Source organism: Sphingopyxis sp. (assembly GCF_016704835.1).
GTDB lineage: Bacteria > Pseudomonadota > Alphaproteobacteria > Sphingomonadales > Sphingomonadaceae > Sphingopyxis.
Map to the genome: position 1 here is coordinate 637,650 of NZ_JADIZJ010000001.1, position 15,829 is coordinate 653,478.

8 protein-coding genes and 1 pseudogene are annotated in these 15,829 nt (G+C 64.8%); 4 read left to right on the forward strand and 5 right to left on the reverse strand.

Going from position 1 to position 15,829, the window contains the following annotated elements:
- Positions 1-79 precede the first annotated feature (79 nt).
- The 3 genes from phbB to IPF76_RS03235 all read left to right on the forward strand — a co-directional run bounded on the left by phbB (position 80) and on the right by IPF76_RS03235 (position 1,749).
- Entirely contained in the window at positions 80-802 is a 723-nt protein-coding gene (gene phbB, locus IPF76_RS03225; protein ID WP_293839553.1) for an acetoacetyl-CoA reductase, read from the forward strand.
- Positions 803-973: 171 nt separating this feature from the next.
- Positions 974-1,516 carry a hypothetical protein gene (locus IPF76_RS03230; RefSeq protein ID WP_293839556.1) on the forward strand — a complete coding sequence of 181 codons (543 nt, stop codon included), beginning with the start codon at positions 974-976 and terminating at the stop codon, positions 1,514-1,516.
- Positions 1,483-1,749 (forward strand): ribbon-helix-helix domain-containing protein, encoded by a 267-nt coding sequence (locus IPF76_RS03235; RefSeq protein WP_293839559.1) that lies wholly within the window; start codon positions 1,483-1,485, stop codon positions 1,747-1,749. Before IPF76_RS03230 ends, IPF76_RS03235 begins: the two co-directional genes overlap by 34 nt.
- On the opposite strand, the gene IPF76_RS03240 is transcribed toward IPF76_RS03235, so the two are convergent.
- From IPF76_RS03240 to IPF76_RS03260, 5 genes and pseudogenes are all read right to left on the reverse strand, one after another.
- Positions 1,746-2,603, reverse strand: a complete 858-nt coding sequence (locus IPF76_RS03240; RefSeq protein WP_293839562.1) for a hypothetical protein — start codon at positions 2,601-2,603, stop codon at positions 1,746-1,748. The genes IPF76_RS03235 and IPF76_RS03240 overlap by 4 nt on opposite strands.
- A gap of 140 nt (positions 2,604-2,743) precedes the next feature.
- On the reverse strand, positions 2,744-7,450 hold the full coding sequence (locus IPF76_RS03245; RefSeq protein ID WP_293839565.1) for an NAD-glutamate dehydrogenase domain-containing protein: 4,707 nt from the start codon (positions 7,448-7,450) through the stop codon (positions 2,744-2,746).
- 164 nt (positions 7,451-7,614) lie between these two features.
- Positions 7,615-8,952 carry a hypothetical protein gene (locus IPF76_RS03250; RefSeq protein WP_293839568.1) on the reverse strand — a complete coding sequence of 446 codons (1,338 nt, stop codon included), beginning with the start codon at positions 8,950-8,952 and terminating at the stop codon, positions 7,615-7,617.
- Positions 8,953-9,221: 269 nt separating this feature from the next.
- A pseudogene (locus IPF76_RS03255) lies at positions 9,222-9,817 on the reverse strand (TetR/AcrR family transcriptional regulator).
- 149 nt (positions 9,818-9,966) lie between these two features.
- Positions 9,967-12,969, reverse strand: a complete 3,003-nt coding sequence (locus IPF76_RS03260) for a TonB-dependent receptor (RefSeq protein WP_293839571.1) — start codon at positions 12,967-12,969, stop codon at positions 9,967-9,969.
- Between the two features lie 421 nt (positions 12,970-13,390).
- Between IPF76_RS03260 and IPF76_RS03265 the strand changes: the two genes are divergently transcribed.
- The gene (locus IPF76_RS03265) at positions 13,391-15,775 is read left to right on the forward strand and encodes a penicillin acylase family protein (RefSeq protein ID WP_293839574.1); all 2,385 of its coding nucleotides are present in this window, start codon (positions 13,391-13,393) and stop codon (positions 15,773-15,775) included.
- The last annotated feature ends 54 nt before the right edge of the window (positions 15,776-15,829 follow it).

A 15,829-nucleotide genomic window follows, 5' to 3' on the forward strand; every position in this document is an offset into this window, starting at 1 on the left:
TTGACGTTCCGGTAAACTTGCGGCGGCCGCGTGCGCGCCCTAATCATGATGCCATAAGCTCGATGGGAGAGTAGATTATATGGCACGCGTAGCAATCGTCACCGGCGGCAGCCGGGGCATCGGCGAGGCAATCAGCCTCAAATTGCAGGAACAGGGCGTCACCGTCATCGCGAACTATGGGGGCAATGACGAAAAGGCGAAGGCCTTTACCGAACGCACCGGCATCGCCGCAATGAAATGGGACGTCGGCGACCATCAGGCGTGCCTCGATAGCTGCGCGCGCATCGCCGAAAAATTTGGCCCCGTCGACATCGTCGTCAACAACGCCGGCATCACCCGCGACGGCACCCTCGCCCGAATGAGCTATACCGACTGGGACGACGTGATGCGCGTCAATCTCGGCGGCTGCTTCAACATGGCCAAGGCGTGCTTTCCAGGCATGGTCGAACGCGGCTGGGGCCGCATCGTCAATATCGGGTCGATCAACGGCCAGGCAGGGCAATATGGCCAGGTCAATTATGCCGCCGCCAAATCGGGCATCCACGGCTTTACCAAGGCGCTGGCGCAGGAAGGCGCCAAGAAGGGCGTCACCGTCAACGCGATCGCGCCAGGCTATATCGACACCGACATGGTCGCCGCGGTGCCGCCGCAGGTGCTGGAAAAGATCGTTGCCAAGATCCCGGTCGGCCGGCTGGGCCAGGCCGATGAAATCGCGCGCGGGGTAGCGTTCCTGTGCAGCGAAGATGCGGGATTCGTGACCGGATCGACGATGTCGATCAACGGCGGGCAGCATATGTACTGACCGGCCGAGGTCGCCAGCGAAGCCATTGGCGCCAGCGAACGGCGAACTGGCAACCGGTGGCGAAGCCGCGGTCCGGCACGGCCAGCGGTGCGGCGATCAGCAAGATCGTCGAACCTGTCTGACGGCGGGCGGCGGCTTTGCCGTCGCCGCTTGAGGCGCTACACCGACGATATGACCGACGCGTCCCTAACCGCTGCCCAGCGCGACCTTTCGCAAGCCTACGCCGGCGGCGCCCCCGGTGTCCTCGTCTCGGGCCTCGTCTGGCTGATCGCCGGAATCATTTGGCAGCTGCACGGCATCAGCGCCGCCTTTGCCGCGCTGTTCTTCGGCGGCATGGCGATCCACCCGCTGGGCGTCCTGATCGAACGTATCGCCTTGCGCGCCCCCAAGGCGACAGTCGGCAAGCCGCTCGAAACGCTCGCGAGCGAAGCGACGATCCCGCTTTTCGCCGGGATGATGATCGCGTGGGTGATGCTGGTCCGCGCACCCGACCTCGCCATCCCCACCTTCGCCGCCATCGTCGGCGCGCGCTATTTCCTGTTTCGGACGCTATATGGTGAGGTCGGCTATTGGGGGCTCGGCGGCGTGATCCTGCTCGTGGCCGGTCTGGCGCTTTTCGGCCTCAAGACCCCTCCCAATCTAGGCTTCGTCGTCGGCGCGATCGAATTCGTGGCAGCCGCATGGATCCTGCAACGCTGGCGCGCTCGCCGTTGAGCGCGCCGCTCCATCCTCCGGTCAAACGCTCGGTGACGATCGCGGGCCATCCGACCTCGATCAGCCTCGAGCCGATGTTCTGGGACGCGCTCGAGGCCGAAGCCGCCCGCCAGGCGCTCCCCGTCAACGCGCTCGTCGCGCGGATCGACGTCGAACGGATGGAAGCGGGCGACCCGCCGAACCTGACCTCGGCGATCCGGCAATGGTTGTGGCGGGGACGCGCCGCCGACTAGATCGCCGCGCAAACCGCAGTCCCAAACGCCGCACCCTTGTCGGGGGCATGATGCAGGAACAGCGAGGGTTCGATCAGTTCGAGCTCCATGATGTGGAGCTTGCCCGCAGCGTCGCCGACCATGTCGACGCGCGCGTAATCCGGCGATGCCGGCGCCGCGGCCAGCGCCGCCGCCGCCAGAGCGCGCGCGGCATCGCTTGCTTCCCATACCGTCTCGCGTCCGCCAAATTGTTCCTGGACGCGAAAGTCACCCGACGCCGGGCGCTTGACGATTGCGTGGCTCAATTGTCCGGCGAAGAAGAACAGCGAAAATTCGCCCTCGGTCAGGATGCCCGGCATGAGCGGCTGGACAAGGCGGCGTTGACCTAAGGCGTCAGCAGGGATCGCATCGCCCGCCGCAATGCGGTGGGTGCCGTCGGCGCCGCCCGAGATCGCCGGTTTGATCACGACTTCTTCGGCGCCGAGTTGCAACCGCGCGGCGGCAAGGCTGGAATCGTCGAGCGCGGCGACCTCGACCGTCGGCACCACCGCGACGCCCTTTGCGCCAAGTTCGCCCAAATACGCCTTGTCACTGTTCCAGCGCAGCACCGGCACCGGATTGGCGACCGGCAACGCTTCGGTCTCCAGCCGGTCCAGCAGCGCGTACCAGGCCGCGACATCGCGCTGATACCCCCAGGCAAAGAGCGGCAGAATCAGGTCATAGCCCGACAAATCGCCGGGGTCGGTCCATACCCGCTGCTCGACGACCAGCCCGGCGCCGCTCAGCGCCGCCGCCTTGCGCGTGAAGGCGGGGTGCCAGTTTTCGTAATAATCGGGCGCTGGGACAAGGATAGCGACGCGGGGTTGGAAAGGCATGGACTTCGATCGCTTTCTCAATCTGCGTCATTGCGAGGAGCGAAGCGACGAAGCAATCTCCAGTTTTCGACCTCGCATAACATCGAGGGCTGGAGATTGCTTCGCTTCGCTCCCGATGACGAGGCTATGGGGCGCGATGTTTACCGACCCAAGAGCCCGCGCGCCTGTCCCGCAATATGCGAGAGCATCGCACCGTTCGGGTTCGGGATCGTCCGTGCCCGCTCGACCGTTGCCCGGAATTGCGCCACCCGCGGGGCATGGTCGGCGAGCCATTTGGTCACCGCGGTATCGAGATCGCCTTTCGGCAGCTGCGCCAGGAAAGTCAGCCGCATCTGCTGGAAATCGCGCGCCAAGCTGTTGACCAGCAGGCGTTCCCACGGATCGCCGGGGCTCATATGCGCCGCTAGCGTCTGTGCCCAGTCCAGCCCGAGCGCTTCGCCCAGATGGGTGAATGCACTGGTTACCGCAACCTCGTCGTCGCCGCGTCGCTCCGCGAGGTCGACGATGCCGATCGCGCCGTCGGTCTTGAACAGCCGTACGACCGCCGCGGTCAGCGCCTCGGGCGCGCCGGCCTCGAGCAGTTGCTGGGTGAGCATATCCCACTGGCGCTTGACCGACGGGCTGAGCAGCCCGTCAACGCTGGCGTTCAGGCGATCGACCCCGGGTTCGAGCCGCGCGACCACTGGTCCCGCCTGCGCCAGCGCTTGCGTCACGCGCAGCAAATCGGCCATTTGCGAGGTCATTGCCGATGCCGCCTGGCTGAACAGCGACAGACGCACGCTTTCGTCGATCTTTGCCGCGTCGAGCGCGTCCCAGAGAGCGGGCAGGTCGAGCAGGCGCTCGACCGCGACGAACGCCGCGGCGATGTCTCCCAGCGCGCAGCCCTCTTCTTCGACGAGTTCGAACGGATGGACGATGCCCATGCGGTTGATGATGCGGTTGGCGAGCTTGGTCGCGATGATTTCGCGGCGCAGCTGGTGATCAGCAATCGCCGCGGCGAAATCGCGCTGCATTTCGGTCGGGAACGCTGCCGCAAGATCACTCGCCAGTGCCGGATCGTCGGGCAGACTGCTGATTTCGATCGCCTCTTGCAAGGCCAGCTTGGCGGTCGACAGCAGCACCGCGAGTTCGGGGCGGGTCAGACCCCGCCCTTCGGCGGCGCGACGGAGCAATTCATCGTTTGCCGCCAGCCCTTCGACCTTGCGGTCAAGGCGGCCCGACGCCTCGAACGTCTCCATCAGCCGGACGTAGGAGGCGACCGCCGCCGACCCGCCCTTTTCGGCAATCGACAGCGCCAGCGCCTGGAGACGGTTATCCTCGAGCACCAGTTCGGCCACATCGTCGGTCATCCGCACCAGCAGCGCGTCACGCGCGTCCTGCGCCAGTCGCCCTTCGGTCATCTCGCGGTTGAGCGCGATCTTGATGTTTACCTCGTTATCCGAGCAATCAACGCCGGCGCTGTTGTCGATGAAGTCGGTGTTGATCCGCCCGCCCTTCGCCGAAAAGGCGATGCGAGCCGCTTGCGTCGTGCCGAGGTTCGCGCCCTCGCCCACCGCGCGCACGCGCAGATCCTCGGCATCGACGCGCAGCGCGTCATTGGCGGGATCACCGACCTCGGCATTATTCTGGCTCGCGGCCTTCACATAGGTGCCGATGCCGCCGAACCACAGCAGGTCGGCGGGCGCCTTGAGGATCGCCGAGATCAGCGATCCGGGGTCGATTTCGGACACTGTCAGCCCGAGCAGCGTCTGGATTTCGGGGCTGAGCGGGATGCTTTTCTGGCTGCGCGGAAAAATGCCCCCGCCTTTCGAGATCAGTTTGGCATTGTAATCGGCCCAGCTCGACCGGGGCAGCTTGAACATCCGCTCGCGCTCCTTCCAGCTTTTCGCCGGATCGGGATTGGGGTCGAGGAAGATGTGGCGATGGTCGAACGCCGCAACCAGCTGGATCGCCTTCGACAGCAGCATGCCGTTGCCGAACACATCGCCCGACATGTCACCGCAGCCGACCACACGGATCGTCTCGGTCTGCACATCGACGCCCATTTCGGCGAAGTGGCGCTGCACCGAGAGCCACGCGCCCTTGGCGGTGATCCCCATTGCCTTGTGGTCATAGCCGTTCGACCCGCCGCTCGCGAACGCGTCGCCGAGCCAGAAGTCGCGCTCCATCGCGAGCGCGTTGGCGACGTCGGAGAAGGTCGCGGTGCCCTTGTCGGCGGCGACGACGAAATAGGGATCATCACCGTCGTGGATCACGACGCCCTTGGGGTGCACGACCTTGCCGGCGACCAGATTGTCGGTGATCGATAGCAAGGCGCGGATAAAGATGCGGTAGCATTCGGTACCCTCGGCGAACCACGCGTCGCGGTCGAGCGACTGGTCGGGGAGCGCCTTGGGATAGAAGCCGCCCTTCGCACCGGTCGGCACGATGACGGCGTTCTTGACGCGCTGCGCCTTCATCAGCCCGAGGATCTCGGTGCGGAAGTCGTCGCGGCGATCGGACCAGCGCAGCCCGCCGCGCGCGACCGGACCGGCGCGCAGGTGGATGCCCTCGACCCGCGGCGAATAGACCCACACTTCGCGCCAGGGCAACGGTTTGGGCAGGCCGGGGACAAGGCTCGAATCGATCTTGAACGCCAGCGCTTCCTCCGCCGCCGGGGCAAAGGCGTTGGTACGCAATGTCGCGCCGATCACGGCATGAAACAGGCGGAGGATGCGGTCCTCGTCGATCGATTTGATGTCGGCAAAGCCCGCGAGAATATCGGTTTCCAGTGCCTCGGCGCGCGCTACATCGCGCGCCTTGGGATCGTGGAGCGCGGAGAAACGCTCGATCAGCGCCGCGGTGAGAGCAGGGGCATGACGCAGCGCGCTGACCACCGTATCCATGCCATAGGCCGACCCGCCCTGACGCAGATAGCGGAACCAGGCGCGCAACCACACGATCGCGCGCGGATCGGTCTGGTTGGTGAGTACCAACTCATTGAAGGCGTCATTTTCAGCCCGGCCGCCAAGCACCGCGGCAATCGCGCCTTCGAGCACTTCGGCATAGGGCAGCAGGGCGAGTTCATCGACAGTCGCGGGCAATCGCAGCGTGAAATCATGGATCACGATCGGTGGCTCTTCGTCAGCGTCCGTCCCAGGCGCGCGGCTTTGGCCAAGCGCGGTCGGGATTTCCTCGAGCACCTCGAATCCGAAATGTTCGAGCGCGGGAACGACGTCGGACAGCGCGAGCGGGCCGACCGCGCTATAAACCTTCAGCCGCAGCCGGTCGTCGCCGTCGAGCGTCTTGCGCGCGAGCCGGACGCTGCGCGGATTGTCGGCGTCGAGATCGCGCAGGCGCAGGATGTCGCGCGCCGCTTCGGCGGGATTATAGAGGTTGCGGTAATTGGGCGGGAAGGTTGGGGCGAAGCGCGCCGCCAGCGCCGCGGCGCGGCCGGGGTCCCCGCGCTTCGCCAACGCCGCCTCGACCTCGGGCTGCCAGCCGCGCACCATCTGTTCGAGCTGGGTATTGAGCGCGTCTGTGTCGGGTACGACGCCGCCGCTGCGCAGATCGAGCGTGTAGCGCAGCAACGCCGCGCCGCCATCTTCGAGCACCATCGTCCAGCCGATCACACCGGCTTTCGCCTCGCGCACCAGCATTGCCTCGACCGCGATGCGGCGGCCGGTCGACACCTCGTCGCGCGGCAGCCAGACGAACACAAACAGGTGGCGGCCGAGCGCGCTGCGCACCGTTACCAGCTTGGGCCGCGGCCGGTCTGTGATCGACATCGAGGTCAGCACCAGCTCTTCGAGCGAGGCGGCATCGAAGGCGATCAGCAGATCGTGCGGCAGCGCGGTCAACGCATGCGCCAGCGCTTTGCCGGCATGGCCCGACGGGTCGAAGCCGAATTTGCTCATCAGCGCGTCGAGCTGCGCGCGCAGCACGGGCACCTTATCGGGACGCGCCGACAGCGCTGCGCTGGTCCACAGCCCCGCGTGGATCGACAGGCGATCGACCTTCTTGCCCTTCATTTCAGGCACGATAACGAGGTCGAGCAGCACCCGGCGATGGACCGCGGACAAACGGTTCGACTTGATCAACAGCGGCGCCTGGCCGCGATCATCGAACCAGGCAAACGCCGCATCGAGCGCGGCGGGCGACAGCAGTTGGCTCTCGCTGCTCTCACTCACCCCCAAGGGATCCTGAACCTTGCCGTCGCGGGTGCGCCATTCATGGCCAAGCTGGGTCATTGCCCCGCCTTCGAACCAGCGAAGCAGTTCGGCGGCCTCGCCCTCGACGCGCATCGCGGCATCGGCGAGCATCGCGGCGCGCATCGCGCGCCAGTCGCGCACCGCAGCGCGCACATCGCGCAGCGCACCCTCGATCGCGTCGAGCAGCCGCCGCCGCGCCCGCGCATCGCCGCGTTCGAGTTCCATATAAATTACCGACTCGCGCGCTGGCCCCTCGCCCGCTTCGAGCAAATGCCCCTTGGCATCGCGCGTCACCGCGACGACGGGGTGGAGGATGCGGTGGACGGCGAGTCCCTGCGCGGCGACGATCTGCGACGTCGAATCGACGAGGAACGGCATGTCGTCGTTGACGATGACGAGCCGCATGCGGCGGTCGGTGCCGTCGGCGGCCATCGGTTCGAGCAGCAAAGACGGGGTTTCGGCGGCGCGGTCGAGCGACGCGCGCCCCGCAAACTGGCTGGCGTCAGCAAGCGCGGCCTTGTCCATATCGTCACCTTCGCCGGGCAACGCGCTGCCGTGCAGCGCGGCCAGATAGGCGGCGGCAATTTTGGGGGGGACTTTGGCGGTGGGGGCGGTTGGCGTGTCCGTTTCCGGCGTGGCGGACGAAATTTGAGGCATAAAGTGCAGCATCCCGAACCAAAAGATGGGGATCCCTGCCGACGATCGGCGGGGGCCCGTTCGCTCCGCACCCTATGCGCCTGTGGCGCGCGCGGCTCAAGACCTCGTTCGCGCGTCGGCGTTAAATTATTTCAACTTTCGGATCGACTGTTGCGTGTACGCACTCAGCCGCCCGTGATCGGTACCGCTTTGCGCGCAAGCTTGGCGATCAGTGCGGGATCATCCGCCGCCTTGGCGACGATACCAATGTGTCCGCCCGGCATCGCGCGCGCGATCAGCACGACAAATTCGGCGTCACCCGCGTCATGTTCGAGGATGATCGCCGGATGCGCGGTGCGCAGCGCGTCGAGCTTGTCGTCCACCTTTGCAGCGACTTCGCGCTCGGGCTTGCGGCGTGCGCGCGCATCCTTGATCAAGCCTTTGAGCCCGCCTGGATAGCGGTCGAGATAGGCAGCGAGTTCGCCGCGCCCGACGCCTTCGTCCTTGGCATGGCCAAGCACACAGGCATATTCGGCGAGGCGGGTCTTGTCGTAGGTTGCCCCGAAAACCAGCTTCACGACCGGCGTCATCGGCGCGCGGTCCTGCACTGCCAGCCCGGCGTCGTCGAGCAAAGCGGCAAAGGCTTCGGGCTGCTGCTCGGCGACGAGCGCAAAATCCCATGCCTTGGCGACCGCCTGATACAGCGCCCCGCGGCTGCGGCTGTCGGCGGCAATCGCGCGCTCGGCGGTTTCGCGCGCCAGCGCCAGCCAGTCGGCGAGTTGGGCGTCGGCGCCTGGGTCGATGTTGTTCATCGGCTCGTCGTCAGGGTCGACATCCGCCTCGAATGGCACGTCGCTGCTGTCGACCAACGCGCCAAAGCCGGGAGTCGCATCGCCATCGACATCGTCGTCGAGATGTTCGCTATCGGGACCGTCGGCCCACACCGGCACCGGCGCGGTCAACGGCGCCGCGCTGCGCAGCGCCTGTTCGACCGACAACTGCAATTCGGCGGCCTGGTCGGCGGGCGCCGCTTCCTTCCAGTTGATCACCCCCATGATAAAATCGATCGTATCGTCGTCGGACGAGAAGGGGAGCAGGATGCCGCGGTACATGATGGTGACGCCGCGATCGTTGACGAATTCGGCTTCGAACCCGATCGGCGCGCGGTTGGCGATGATCTGGAGATAATGGTCGGTCAGCCGCGACAGGAGCGAACGCCCCGGAATCTGGCTGATGTAATGGACATCCTCGTCGATCTGCGACTCGGCGCGCAGCCGGTCACCGACAAAGGCGATGCCGGGATTCTCGACCCCGGCGGTAAAGTCGAGCAGCACGGCGTTCGAACCGAAGTCGGCGCCCTCCAGGTCGAGATCCTCGACCGAGGGATAAGCGCGGTCGGCGAGCAGTGATGCCCAGTAATTATAGGCGCGCACCTGCATCCGCCGTTCGTCGACACCGACCGACGCGGGCGGATCGATCGCCCCGTCATCCTGGTCGTGGCTGCCCGAAAGCAGTCCGCGCATGCTGTCCATCATTTATCCCCAGCCAAATACATCGGGGGATGTCATGCACCAGAAGTGGTAAAAGCCGCGTAAACGATAGCAAAGATGCAGTCTGGTACTGGCGCCGTTGCGATGGGTTTCACCTGCCGGATACCAAGAGTTCCGGCCGCCGTGCGATCATCGTCGCGCGGCGGCCGGTCCGGGGGGAGAGCCCGTTATGTACCAATTAGTATATAATCTGCAGGCACAGCGTCAAGCGTCTTTGTGTACCGCTTAGTAAATTTCTTTAATTAGCGCCCCGGCCATAGCTTCAAACCAGTTTCGACCAGCCGTTTGAGTTCAGCACGCGTTGCGCCGGAGCCTGCCTGCACCGCCATACCCTGGTTCATCGCGGTCAAAAATGCCGCAAGTCCGCCCGGATCGACGTCGTCAGGAAAATCGCCCTCATCCTTCGCCCGCGTAAAGCGCTCGAGCATGGCGCGCTTCGCGGTGGCGCTGCGCGGATGCATTCAGCTTCGGCGCCGCAAGCGACCGAATTGATCACCCCCAGGCAGCCGTTGGGATTTTCAGGACAGGTATACATATCGAGCGCGCCGTACATCAGCCGCTCTGCCACCCCGCGCGCGGTCGGCGCATCGAGCGCGGCGCGCATATAATCGGTCTTTTCGCGCTCATACAGGTCGAGCGCCTTGTTAAACAGCGCCTCCTTGTTACCGAACGCGGCATAAAGGCTGGGCTTGGTGATCCCCATCGCTTCGGTGAGGTCGGCCATCGACGCGCCCTCATAGCCTTTCGACCAAAACACGCGCAGCGCCGCCGCGAGCGCCGCATCGACGCAGAATTCGCGCGGACGGCCTTTCGGGACGGTGGCGGCATCGATTTCCATAACGGCTGGTATATAAGTGAGGCGCCGAATAATGTCCAGCGGCGCCTGGCGTGGATGCTGGCGACCTAGGGTAAAGGCTCTCCTGGCCGTGCAACGAACGAAAAAAGGGAGAGCAGCGACGCCCTCCCCTTTTCCTCATTGGCCTTGGGTCACTTCAGTTTGAAACGCACTCCGACGCGGAAGGTGCGGCCCAGCAGGTCCGAATAGGTGCTGTTCGCGGCCAGGCCGGTTTCGGGCAGCAGCAGCGGGTTGGCATCGAACAAGTTGGTGACGTTGAAGAAAAATTCTGCTTCCGACGCGTTCCAGGCGGGGATTTTCTGGGTCAGGTTGAGATCGACGTAGAAAGTCCCTTTGACGTGGTTGTTGTCATAGGTCGGAAACTGGCTGGTCGAGGTTGGGCACCCTGATGTGCATTCGATCGCGTTCGCGAGATATTTGCCCGAACTGACGCCGCGACCGGTGACTGTGCCCGAGAACGTCGGAGTGGAGTAGTTCACATTCGCACGGAAAATCCACTTGGGTGTGCTCGCCTGACCGCCATTTGCTCCAACGGTGTTCAGCGGTGTCGTTCCGGCGATGCCCGTGTCTGCGATGTTCTCGATATAGCGCGTCGCGGTGCCCTTCAGCGTGATCGCCCCGTTTTCGCCGACCGGTAAGCGATAGGCGGCGTCGAAGTCGATACCGCGCACCAGCCGACTTACATAGTTGAACGGCTGGGTGCGGATCAGCAGATAGGGCACTGTGGGGGTCGAGCGCACCGGATCGGTGGTGATCGCGTCGCAGAATGCCAGCACCCCTTCGTTACAGCGGTTGACCACTTCCTGCGCGCTGATCGAGTCGATCGCGTCCTGCAGATCGATACGGAAATAATCGACCGATGCGCTGAAGCCCGGGAGGAAACGCGGAGTGACCACGCCGCCGATATTCCATGAATCGGCCTTTTCCGGCTCCAGGGCTGGGTTGCCCGTCGTGAGACCCGAATAGGGGAAGAATTGCGGGCCGTTGGCGAGGTCGGGGGTGAAGGCGGGGTTGCGCACCGAATCGCTGTTCGCGGTGCCGGCCTGGAACAACTCGTTCAGGTTCGGCGCGCGAATGTCGCGCGAGCGTGTCACGCGGAACCGGATGTCCTCGATCGGCGCCCATGTCGCGCCGAGCTTCCACGTCGTGACATAGCCCGACGTCGAATAGTCGGTCGCGCGCACCGCGCCGTTGAATTCGAGACCGAAGCCCAGCGGGATCAACGTCTCGAGATAGGCTTCCTTCACGTTGTAGCTGCCCCTGAACGGCAGATAGTTGCCGACCGACCAACGGTTGGACGTCGTGCCGTTGGGATTGATGGTCGGCTGGAATTCCGCCGGTACCGTGCCGCGGATCTTCTCTTCGCGATATTCGCCGCCGAGCGCGATGCTGACGTCGCCGGCCCATGTCGCGAAGGGCGTCAGCGACAGGTTGGCACCGGTGACATATTGTTCGAGTACCTGTTTGCGGAACGGATCGCCGAGCACATAGTCGATCGCTGCGGGATCGGCGACGCCGATGCCAAGGCGATTGAGCGGGACGCAGGCCGCATCGTTGTTCGTGGTGCTCGCATCGACGTTGATCAGGCACTGGATCGAACCGGCGGCGTAGCCGCCCGCATTGCCCGCCGGTGCAAAGGCAGCATTCGTCGCATTCGCCATATTCGCGACATTCATGATGTTGCGCAACTGTTCGCGCACGTCGGACCGGCCGTATTGCCCGTAGATATCCCAGCGCGCCTCTTTGCCGAACGCGTCGAACTGACCTTCGGCGCCGATGACATAGCGCTGGACCTGACGCTTGTTGTTGATGCCGCGGAACGGCAGGTCGGCCGCTGTGGTGGTGACGCTGACGCTGGTAACGCCCGCCAAACGCGCGGCGCCGAGCGTCTGGAGCGCGAACGCGTTACACGTGATCGGGGTCGGCACCACCGTGCAACCGGTCGTGTTGAGCGTCGCCGAACCGAGGTTAGGACCGGCGTTGAAGAACACTTCCTGCTTGTTGAACGAGCCTTCAGCGAACAGCGTCACGTTGTCCGAGACGTCGAAGCTCGCGCGGCCATAGAAGCCGTAGCGGTCATCCTTGGGCGCCAGGCCGATGCGACGCCCCGAATCGTTCACGCGCCAGTCGCCTCCGACGGTGCGGGTTACGGCGGCAGCGCCGCCGAGTGCGGGTGAGTTGAACGAGCCATATTGGAATGGGATGACCTGGCCATTTTGGCCGAAATAGAGGCCGCGCAGCGAGTTGGCGACCGTTCCGGCCGAACCCGTGATGAAACCCCCTGGCGCTTGGTTCGTTTGCCCGGCATTCTCGCGGAAGGTGATGAAGGCAGGCTGGCCGTTGGTTGCCGTATAGGCAGGGTTTGAAAAGGCCAGATAGCCCTTGTGATTCCAGGGTCGGTCGTTCGGATCGACTTCGTAGATACCGTCCTGATGGGCGATCTCGGCGTTGAAAACGACATGACCGCGGCCGTCGGCGAACGAGGTGCCGCCCGCTATGCTGCCCGAATAATGGAAGCCATCGCCGACATCGGTGATACCGATGTCGCCGGTGATGCGCAGCCCCTCCATCTTCTTGTTGAGGATGAAGTTGACCACACCGGTCACCGCGTCCGACCCATAGGCCGATGATGCACCACCAGTGACCAACTCTACGCGTTCGATCAGCGCCTGCGGAATCGTGTTGATATCCACCCAGCCGAAGATCGTCGATCCGACTGAACGGCGACCGTCAACCAAAACGAGCACGCGGCTTTCACCCAAGTTGCGCAGGTTGAGCGCGTTGATGCCCGCCGAACCGTTGGAGATATTCAGCCGCGAGTTGGCCGGCTTGGTTGAGCCGGCGAGTTGCGGCAACTGGTTGACGAAGTCGGCGATGTTGTTCGACGGCGAGGTGTTCTGAATGTCCTCCTGCGTCATCACGATCACCGGCGTGGGGGACTGAAAACCATCGCGGGCGATGCGCGAACCGGTAACAATAATCTGGTCGTCGGGTCCCGCCTCGCTCACACTCGTCGTAGCGGCTTCCTCCTGCGCCAGCGCCGGCACGCTGTGAACGAGCGCCAGTGCGGTCATGGCCGCGCCGAAGCGGCTGTTGCGGCCCAACGACCGGCGATTTCGTCCAAAATTGCGCATGTTAACCGTCCCCTTAATTGCCCAAAGGCGCGCCGCACATCGTTCGATGCGCATCCGGTGCCGATGCACCAGGCTGGCTCGCCCCCACTATGTCCTACCTGACCGCCCGGCGGCTATTGCGTACCGCCATTTTATGTTTTTGTGGCTTTCGACCGTTGCGGCCCGACTGTCGCTGCGCTTGCGGCGCGCAAACAGTCAGTTCCGTGGCGGGGAGGTTACAGGGTGGTTACGGGCGGTCAACCGCTTCGCGCTGACCCTGACGATATGGACCTATAGCCGCAGGGCATGGCATTTGCTCAGCCTTGGCGCAGCTGCGGATAGCTTGCAGTTATAGGCGGCGGCCCGCTTGCTATGGGATACCGACGCCATGCTGCGATAGGCTCATGCTTCGTCATCCGTATAACGTATCGGGGAAGTTTTGTTGATCCAGCGCCGCGCGTTCCTGCTGGCTTCGGCCGCGCTTGTCGCGATGCCGGGCAGCCTTTTGGCGAAACCCCGGGTCAAGGGCGGTACACGGACGGTCAATCTGGCTGGCGCAAGAGCGCCGATCGAGATCATCGAAGACGAACTGGGCGTGCCGCATGTGCGCGCGGCTTCAAAGCACGATGCGTTTTTCGGGCAAGGCTATCTGGTCGCGCGTGACCGCCTGTTCGCGATGGACATCGACTATCGCCGCGACATGGGGCGCATGGCCGAAGCTTTTGGACCGCGCTTTGTTGCGGCGGACAAGGCAGCGCGGCTGTTTCACTTTCGCGGCGATATCGACGCCGAGCTCGCGGCGATCCCGCCCGACGTGCTGGAATGCGCGCGCGGCTATGTCGCCGGAGTGAACGCGCGGATCGACGAACTGGCGGCCGATCCGACGCAGCTGCCGCTGGAATATGGCATTATGGGGATCAGCCCGCTCCGCTGGAACATCCCCGATCTGGTGCGCCGCCGCGGCCTCGGCATGGGCGACGCCGACGACGAGGTGCGCCGCGCGCAGCTGCAGGCGCGCGGCCTGCTCGATGCCGAACAGCTGGCAGCGCCGCTGCGCCCCGCCTGGTCGTTTACCGTCCCCGAAGGGCTCGACGTCGCCGCGGTCAGCGAAGCCGATCTGGGCATATTGGACCCCGCCGCTCGTCCGGTGCCATTCGATGCGATCCAGGAGGTGTCGATCAGCCCCGAGCCCGAGGGCGACCGTTTCGCGCTGGGCAGCAATGCGTGGACCATTTCGCCATCGCGCAGTGCGACCGGGCGGCCGATCCTTGCCAATGATCCGCACCTCGGCATCGGCGGCGCCAGCCCGCGCCACATGATCCATATGACGGCGCCCGGACTCGACGTCATCGGCGCCGGCGCGCCGGGACTGCCGGGGATCATGCAGGGGCATACCGACCGTTTTGCCTTTGGCCGCACCAATTTCCACATCGATCAGACCGACCTGTTCATCCTGCGCACCAAGGCGGGTGACGCCAACCAATATTGGCACAAGGGCAAGTGGCGCGCGTTAGAGACGTTCGAGGACGAGATCATCGTCAAGGGCGGGCCGCCCGAACGTGTGACGCTGCGCTATGCTGATGGCCGCCCGATCGTGTCGGAGGACGCGGCGCGCAGCCGCGCCGTCGCACTGGCTACAGTCAGCATGCTGCCGGGCGCCAATATGCGCTTCGCGATCATCGCGATCAATCTGGCCACCGACTGGGCGTCGCTGCAACAGGCCTTCAAGCTGCATGTGTCGCCGACCAATCTTCATTACGCCGACATTGACGGCAATACCGGCTGGCAGACGATCGGCTTTACCCCGCGGCGTCCGAAGCATGACGGGCTGTTCCCGGCGCCGGGCGACGGAGATTTCGACTGGACCGGCCTGCTCCCCATAAAAGATATGCCACACGTCTATAACCCCCCCGAAGGCTGGTTCGCGTCGGCAAATCAGATGAACCTGCCGGCGGGCTATCCCTATCGCGAGCGGATCATCAGCTTCAACTGGAGCGATCCCTATCGCTACGACCGCTGCGCCGAGGTGCTGCGCAGCCAGCCGAAGCACCGGATCGAAGACAGCATCGCGCTGCAACACGACGTCCAGTCGCTGCCGGCGCGGGCCTTGTTGAAGCTGCTTCCCGCGTCTCTTTCCGCCGAAGCGGCTCCGGCCGCGGCCATGCTGCGACGCTGGGATTGCGGGATCGAGGCCGACAGCGCGGCGGCGCTGCTGTTCGAGATGGTGATGGTGGCGTTGTCGGCGGACTTCCGCGACCGGGTGGTCCCGGCGGCGGCGAAGGATCTGATCCCGACGGTCAACCTGTCCGAAATGTTGCGCATTCTTGGCGCGCCCGACCAGCGGCTGGGCGATGATCCTGCCGCAGCGCGCGATGCATTGATCGACCGCGCGTTGGTGGCGGGGTGGACCAAGGCGGTCGAACTGGGCGGCGTCGATCCGGCCAAATGGCAGTGGGGCGACCTGCACCGGGTGACGATTGCGCATCCGTTGGCGTCGTCGATACCGGCGATTGCCGCCGCCTTTCCCAAGATTGAGGGTGGCCGCTCGGGGGGCGATGGCACCACCCCGATGGCGCGCGGCTTCAATTCGCGGCGCGGTTTCAACGTGTCGCATGGCGCCAGCTATTTGTTCGTCGCCGATGTCGGTGCGTGGGACAACAGCCGTTTCCTGCTGCTGCCCGGCCAGTCCGCCGATCCGCGCTCACCGCGCTATCGCGACTTTTATCCCAAGTGGCTGGCGGGGGCGATGCAGCCGCTCTGGTTCAGCAAGGCGGCGGTGGACCGGCATGCGGCGGGGCGGTTGGTGCTGGCGCCTGCGACGGATTGATGGCGTCGCGGGCGCGGTGCATCGTTTCCGTCCACACCCTCTTCCGTTCGCATC

Excerpts from the sequence above, each read along its gene's own strand:
- IPF76_RS03245 (WP_293839565.1), bottom strand. The coding sequence starts at position 7,450 with ATGCCTCAAATTTCGTCCGCCACGCCGGAAACGGACACGCCAACCGCC.
- phbB (WP_293839553.1), top strand. The coding sequence starts at position 80 with ATGGCACGCGTAGCAATCGTCACCGGCGGCAGCCGGGGCATCGGCGAG.
- IPF76_RS03230 (WP_293839556.1), top strand. The coding sequence starts at position 974 with ATGACCGACGCGTCCCTAACCGCTGCCCAGCGCGACCTTTCGCAAGCC.
- IPF76_RS03250 (WP_293839568.1), bottom strand. The coding sequence starts at position 8,952 with ATGCGCGGACTGCTTTCGGGCAGCCACGACCAGGATGACGGGGCGATC.
- IPF76_RS03235 (WP_293839559.1), top strand. The coding sequence starts at position 1,483 with ATGGATCCTGCAACGCTGGCGCGCTCGCCGTTGAGCGCGCCGCTCCAT.
- IPF76_RS03240 (WP_293839562.1), bottom strand. The coding sequence starts at position 2,603 with ATGCCTTTCCAACCCCGCGTCGCTATCCTTGTCCCAGCGCCCGATTAT.
- IPF76_RS03260 (WP_293839571.1), bottom strand. The coding sequence starts at position 12,969 with ATGCGCAATTTTGGACGAAATCGCCGGTCGTTGGGCCGCAACAGCCGC.